The organism is Nocardioides sp. CPCC 206348, from assembly GCF_048654705.1.
In the GTDB taxonomy this organism is placed as follows: Bacteria; Actinomycetota; Actinomycetes; order Propionibacteriales; family Nocardioidaceae; genus Nocardioides.
In genome coordinates, this window is the sequence record NZ_JBMCZA010000191.1 from 39,545 (window position 1) to 46,331 (window position 6,787).

The window sequence follows — 6,787 nt, forward strand, 5'->3', positions numbered from 1 at the left end:
CGCCCGCCTGGCGACCCTGCGGAGCGCAGGTTTCGACCCGCAGGTGATCGTGTCCGGCGTCGACGAGTCGCAGGTGGTGGGTGTCCCGCCGGCCGAGCTCGCCCTGCGGCTGGCCGAGCTGAAGTGCGGCGCCGTGGCCGCCAGCGCCGACCTGCCCGGCGAGGCCCTCGTGCTCGGTTGTGACTCGGTCCTCGAGCTGGACGGCGAAGCCCTCGGCAAGCCGGACGACGCCGCCGACGCCATCCGTCGCTGGGAGGCCATGCGCGGACGCTCGGGTGTCCTGCACACCGGCCACTGCCTGCGCGACGTCGCCTCGGGACAACAGGTGGCTGCCACGGCGTCCACGACCGTGCACTTCGCGGACGTCACCGACGAGGAGATCGCGGCATACGTCGCGACCGGTGAGCCGCTCCACGTCGCCGGAGCCTTCACCGTCGACGGACTCGGCGGCGGCTTCGTCACGCGCATCGAGGGCGACCACCACAACGTCGTCGGTGTCAGCCTGCCGCTGGTGCGTGGCCTGGTCCGGGAGCTCGGGCACCGATGGACCGACCTGTGGGCCCACTGACCCGGACAGCGCTCCTCGCGGCCTTCCTGGTGCCGCTCCTGGCGGCAGCGCCTTCCGTTGCCGATGACGATCCAGGTCCCGCGCTTGCCGGCACGCCGGTCACCGGCACCCCTGATGCGTCGCAGGCGCCGGTCATCACCACCGGCCGCTATCTCGACCGGCTACCGGCCACCGGCGAGCTCCACTACCGGCTCCCCCGCACCGCACCGGGCACCACCTTCCACGTCGGGGCGTTGTACGTCGGCTCCGGCAACTCGATCGGCGAGGGCATCCGCCTCAAGGTCGGTACGACGCCCGGTGACCAGGGGTGCGGCAGCGGCGGCGTGTTCCGGCCGACCCTCGGCGAGCCGGCCCCCGTGCTGTTCACCACTGTGTCGACCTGGACCGACGTGCCCGACCACGAGTGTGCGACCGCCGAGGGCCTCTACCTGTCGGTGGGGGCACCCATCGAAACGGCCGATGCCGACCTGCCCTTCGAGATCCTCGTGTTCGAGGAGCCGGCCCTGTCGTCGTACTCGTTCGACGTGCTGCCGTTGCCCGAGGAGCCGGCGTGGACCCCGTTGACCCCGGCGGATCCCGCGCGCGACCTGCCCCTGGGGACCACGCCGACCAATGCGCCGGTGGTTCGCGACGGCACGTTCGGCCTGGAGCTGCGGCCTGGACGAACTCTCGTCCTGGCGATCCCGCTCGACTGGGACCAGTCGCTCGCGGCGCAGCTCGACGCCGTACTGCCCAAGGACGCTCCGGCGACCGACGGGATCAGCGTGCAGGTCGTCGGCCCGATGCTCGGCACCAGCCAGGTCTCGTTCGCCGACCGCAAGCCCGCCGACTGGGTCGGCGGGACCGGGCGCTTCCGCACGGGTGCGCAGTCGCACGTGGTCGCCTACCCGAACCGGGACAGCTACGACGCCGGCATCAACACCGCGACCCTCGCGGGGATCCACTACGTCGTGATCCGCTGGACCGGCACGGCCGCGGACGGCACCGCCGAGACCTCACCGGAGAACGCAGCGCTGAGCGTGCCCGCGACCGTCACCCTGGTGCGGAGCGGCGAGGCCCAGGACGGTGTTCCTGCGTACACCGAGCTCGACGGCCTGATCGGTCCCCAAGCCGGTTCACGTCTCGTCGACGGCACCCTGCAGGCGCCGGTCGTGGCCGCCCCACCAGCGCCGAAGGTCTCCGACGACGGACCTGCCGTGGAGCTGGTGGTCGCCGGCGGCCTGGCGATCGTCGCGGCCCTGTTGTTCCTGCTCAACAAGGTCCACCACCACGTGAAGCGTGGGCGACACCGCCGCTGAGCCCTACTCGACCGGCAGGCCGAGACCGCGGGCGATCAGCATCCGCTGCACCTCCGAGGTGCCCTCACCGATCTCGAGGATCTTCGCGTCGCGGTAGAACCGGGCGACGGGGTACTCCTCCATGAAGCCGTAGCCGCCGAAGACCTGGGTCGCGATCCGGGTCGCGGTGACGGCCGACTCCGAGGAGTACAGCTTGGCGACCGAGGCGGCCTGCTTGAACTCCTTCACCGACGGCCCGCGGTCGCCGAGCATGGCGTCCTTCATCGCGGCGGCGCGATAGGTCAGCAGACGCGAGGCGTGCAGCATCACCTCGAGGTCGGCGATCTGGAAGGCGACACCCTGCTTGCGGCCGATGGGGCCGCCCATGGTCTGGCGGTCCAGGGAGTACTCGACACACAGGTCGACGCAGGCCTGCAGCAGGCCGACGGCGAGCGCCGCGATGGCGACCCGGCCGTCGTCGAGCGTCGCCAGGAACTGTGCGTAGCCGCGGCCGCGCTCGCCGAGCAGGTTGGCCTCGGGCACCCGGCAGTCGACGAACGTCAGCGGGTGGGTGTCGGAGATGTGCCAGCCGAGCTTGTCGTAGGCGGCCTCGGCGGTGAAGCCGGCCGTTCCGGACGGTACGACGATCGTGGAGATCTCCGGCTTGCCGGCATCGGAGACACCGGTGCGGGCGGTCACGGTCACCAGCGACGTGATCGAGGAGCCCGAGTTCGAGATGAACTGCTTGCTGCCGTTGATGACCCACTCACCGGTGGACGGGTCGACCTCGGCCCTGGTCTTCGTCGCGCCCGCGTCGGAGCCCGCCCCGGGCTCCGTGAGGCCGAAGCCGGCAAGCCGCTGTCCGGACACCAGGTCGGGCAGCCACGTCTTCTTCTGCTCGTCGGTGCCGTAGGTCAGGATCGGATTGATGCCGAGGCCGACGCCCGCCTCGAGCGTGACGCCGATCGACTGGTCCACGCGCCCGAGCTCCTCGATGGCCAGGCAGAGCGAGGTGAACGGGCCGTCCTCCGGCTCGAGCCCCGCGCCGCCGTACTCCTCCGGGGAGGTGAGGCCGAACAGCCCGAGGTCACCCATCTTCTGGACGACGTCCGTCGGGAAATGGTGCGCCTTGTCCCACTCCGCCACGTGGGGACGGATGGTGGCGTCAGCGAAGTCCCGCACCGTGCGGCGGAACTCCTCGTGCTCTCGGGACAGTTCGAACTGGGTCATGTTCGACATCCTAGGACACGTGGTTAACGTTTGTTAACCTCGCGGCGCAGGTCGTTCGGTTACTGCCCGGTCACTGGTCCCGTCACAGCCCCAAAGGTTGGACGCCCTAGAATCCGACGTTGGCGTGCGAAGCACCGCCATCGACCGCTCGACAGGAGTTCCCGTGTCTCAGTCCGTGCAGCCGCTGCGCAAGGTCCTCATCGCCAACCGTGGCGAGATCGCGGTCCGTGTGATCCGCGCCGCCAAGGATGCCGGTATCGGCAGTGTCGCGATCTACGCAGAGCCCGACGCGAACGCGTTGTTCGTGCGCCTCGCCGACGAGGCGTACGCCCTCGGTGGCGCCACGCCCGCCGAGTCGTATCTCTCGATCCAGAAGATCCTCGACATCGCCGCCCAGTCGGGCGCCGACTCCGTGCACCCCGGCTACGGCTTCCTCGCCGAGAACGCCGAGTTCGCCCAGGCCGTCATCGACGCCGGGCTGATCTGGATCGGCCCCTCCCCCGAGGCCATCGAAGGCCTCGGCGACAAGGCCAAGGCCAAGCAGATCGCCCTGGCCGCCGGCGCCCCGCTCGCGCCGGGCCTCAAGGACGCCGTCAAGGACGCCGACGAGATCATCGGCTTCGCCAAGGAGCACGGCCTCCCGGTCGCCATCAAGGCAGTCTTCGGTGGCGGTGGCCGTGGCCTCAAGGTCGCGCGCACCCTCGAGGAGATCCCCGAGCTCTACGAATCCGCCGTCCGCGAGGCGATCTCCGCCTTCGGCCGCGGCGAGTGCCTGGTCGAGAAGTTCCTCGATCGCCCGCGCCACGTCGAGACCCAGTGCCTGGCCGACAAGTACGGCAACGTCGTCGTGGTCTCCACCCGCGACTGTTCGCTGCAGCGTCGCCACCAGAAGCTGGTCGAGGAGGCGCCCGCGCCGTTCCTGACCGACGAGCAGAACAAGCGCCTCTACGACTCCTCGAAGGCGATCCTCAAGGAAGCCAACTACGTCGGCGCCGGAACCTGTGAGTTCCTCGTCGCCGCGGACGGCACCATCTCCTTCCTCGAGGTCAACACCCGCCTCCAGGTCGAGCACTGCGTGTCCGAAGAGGTCACCGGCATCGACCTGGTCCGCGAGATGTTCCGCATCGCCGCGGGCGAGGAGCTCGGGTACGACGACCCGGAGATCCGCGGCCACTCGATCGAGTACCGCATCAACGCCGAGGACGGCGGCAACAACTTCATGCCCGCCCCCGGCACGCTCACCGCGTGGAATCCGCCGCAGGGCCCGGGCGTCCGCGTCGACGGCGGCTACGTGAACGGCGAGACCGTTCCCGGTGCCTTCGACTCGCTCATCGCGAAACTGATCGTGACCGGCCGCGACCGGACCCAGGCGATCGAGCGCTCGCGCCGTGCGCTGTCCGAGTTCGAGGTCGACGGCATGCCGACCGCGATCACCTTCCACGAGGTCATCACCAACGACCCGGCCTGGGTCGCCTCCTCGAACCCCACGGGCGAGGGGTCCTTCGACGTCTACACGACGTGGATCGAGACCGACTTCGACAACCAGATCACCCCGTACGCCGGCGCCGCCGGCGAAGCCGAAGAGGCCGGCGAGAAGCAGACCGTGGTCGTCGAGGTCGGCGGCAAGCGCGTCGAGGTCGTCCTGCCCGCGGGCCTGGGCGGCATCTCCACCGGTGGCGGTACCAGCGGTGGTGGCGCGAAGAAGCCCAAGCGCTCCGCCGGCAAGAAGGCCGGCGCGGCTGCCTCGGGCGACTCGGTCACGTCCCCCATGCAGGGCACCATCGTCAAGGTCGCCGTCGAGGAGGGCCAGACGGTCGCCGAGGGCGACGTCGTGGTCGTGCTCGAGGCGATGAAGATGGAGCAGCCCCTCAAGGCCCACAAGGCCGGCACCATCACCGGCCTGAGCGCCGAGGTCGGCGCCACCATCGGCAACGGCGAAGTGGTCTGCGAGATCAAGGACTGACGCCACCCCAGGCTCGTCGAGCAGCCCGAGCCGCCCGGCGAGGGAGTATCGAGACGTCCACCGTCAGGAGAGGCGCTCCTCGAGCCTCACCTCGACGGTGTCCCCCTCACCCTTCCCGATCTTCTTCCGTACGGCGGCGGCCACGGGCAGCATGTGCGTCCCGTCGCCGAGGGCCATGAAGGACGTGGCGAAGGGCACTCCGTCGATCGTGCCGCGAACCTTCACCAGGCCCTTGGTGCCGAAGTAGTCGACGGACTCCGCCCACTTCACGCAGGTCCAGGCGGCTGCGCTGCCGGTGCTCCTGCAGAGCTGCTCACTGAAGGTGACGTCCAACGGGCCGGTGCCATGCTTGTCATCGCTCATGGAAGTGCAGACCGCGGGTCGCGCCGGGAGTCATCGGCGCCACGACCCGCCCGACCGCGTCCACCGGCCTTGGCGCGGTACAACGCGGCGTCGGCGGCGGCCATCGTGGTCGCGATGTCGTCGCCGGGAGCGATGGTGGCGATCCCGAAGCTTGCCGTACGACGCTCGGCGTCGCGCCTGTAGCGGGCCGCGATCGCCTCGGTGAGCAGGTCGGCTTCCACGTCGGGGACCAGGAGCACGAACTCGTCCCCACCCAGGCGACCGACGAGCCCGCGGTCGCCGACGACGGCCGCACAGCTCTTGGCGAACGCGATCAGCGCGTCGTCACCGGCCGCATGGCCCAACCGGTCGTTGAGGTCCTTGAACCGGTCCAGGTCGGCGATGACCAGCGCCGCCCGCCGGCCGCGACGCCGGAGGTCGCGCTCGGCGACCCGGAAGAACTCGGCGCGGTTGAGCAGACCGGTGAGCGCGTCCCGCGTGGCCTGCAACCGGAGGTCGGAGGTCTGCTGCTCGTGACTGAGCGCCGACATGCTGAACGTCACCACGACCAGCAGGACCATGGTGAGCAAGGTGGTCGTCTGGCCGCCGAACCCGACGTCGAAGACCCGATGCTCCGGGCCGAGGACGACGAACACGACCGTTCGCACGGCGTAGTAGCCGGCGATGGCTCCCGAGGTGATCGCCATCGACGACACCGCGAACCCGATCTGGTCGCTGTTGCCGCCCCGGGGGTCACGTTCGCGGAGCAGCTGGCGGAGCTCGACGGCCGACCGCCCGATCAGGCCTGCCATGGCGAGGAGGTACGCGATGCCCCCGGACCACCTGTCGTGGACCGGGTCGTCCAGCAGCGAGACCAGCAGAACGAGCGCAGGAACCAGCACCAGCGGCCGCCACGAGACGTCCCGACCACGGAGGGACCGGGCACCTGCCCAGACACAAGCGGCACCAAGGGCGCCGGTGGCATTGCCCACCGGGTTGGCGACGACCTGCGCCGGGGTGCCGTTGAGGACGAACAGCAACGCGCTGAGGATGAAGCACGACAGCGAGAGACACCACCAGGCGCTGTACGACGACCGCGTGGACCGGTACGTCACGCCGTAGAAGAGCGCAAGGACACACACGGCCACGAGGCCGAATGCCACGCGCAGGGTGATGGTGTCCACCTCGCCACGGTAGGTCCGTCCCGAGCGGTCCGAAGACCGAATCGGGACCTGCCAGCAAATCATGATCGAAGACCGCAGCACCATGGTCATTCCGGGCCGGTGGGGTCGGCCTCGGCTCGGGACGAAGGTCCTGGCGAGAGAGCAGGGCACCGGTGTTCGGTGCTGACGATGACTCCGACGGCCCCCTGGACCTGCCGCACAGCTGACCAGTCACTCGACCCCA

6 protein-coding genes are annotated in these 6,787 nt (G+C 70.0%); 3 read left to right on the plus strand and 3 right to left on the minus strand.

Annotation, left to right across the window (positions count from 1 at the left end):
- Window positions 1-568, plus strand: a 568-nt coding sequence (locus tag ACOADB_RS16615; protein ID WP_378600800.1) for a Maf family protein, incomplete at its 5' end; no start/stop codon positions are given.
- The gene (locus ACOADB_RS16620; protein WP_378600802.1) at window positions 556-1,866 is read left to right on the plus strand and encodes a hypothetical protein; all 1,311 of its coding nucleotides are present in this window, start codon (window positions 556-558) and stop codon (window positions 1,864-1,866) included. The genes ACOADB_RS16615 and ACOADB_RS16620, both read left to right, overlap by 13 nt.
- A gap of 3 nt (window positions 1,867-1,869) precedes the next feature.
- Here the strand turns inward: ACOADB_RS16620 and ACOADB_RS16625 are convergent, their stop codons facing one another.
- On the minus strand, window positions 1,870-3,075 hold the full coding sequence (locus tag ACOADB_RS16625; RefSeq protein WP_378600804.1) for an acyl-CoA dehydrogenase family protein: 1,206 nt from the start codon (window positions 3,073-3,075) through the stop codon (window positions 1,870-1,872).
- A gap of 184 nt (window positions 3,076-3,259) precedes the next feature.
- Here ACOADB_RS16625 and ACOADB_RS16630 point away from each other — a divergent pair, with 184 nt between their 5' ends.
- Window positions 3,260-5,038 (plus strand): acetyl/propionyl/methylcrotonyl-CoA carboxylase subunit alpha, encoded by a 1,779-nt coding sequence (locus ACOADB_RS16630; RefSeq protein WP_420280966.1) that lies wholly within the window; start codon window positions 3,260-3,262, stop codon window positions 5,036-5,038.
- Between the two features lie 63 nt (window positions 5,039-5,101).
- Here ACOADB_RS16630 and ACOADB_RS16635 read toward each other — a convergent pair whose 3' ends face one another.
- Together ACOADB_RS16635 and ACOADB_RS16640 are read right to left on the minus strand one after the other, a co-directional pair.
- Entirely contained in the window at window positions 5,102-5,401 is a 300-nt protein-coding gene (locus tag ACOADB_RS16635) for a DUF1905 domain-containing protein (protein WP_378600808.1), read from the minus strand.
- Window positions 5,398-6,564, minus strand: coding sequence for a sensor domain-containing diguanylate cyclase (locus ACOADB_RS16640; RefSeq protein WP_378600810.1), 1,167 nt, complete (start codon window positions 6,562-6,564; stop codon window positions 5,398-5,400). Before ACOADB_RS16640 ends, ACOADB_RS16635 begins: the two co-directional genes overlap by 4 nt.
- Window positions 6,565-6,787: the final 223 nt, after the last annotated feature.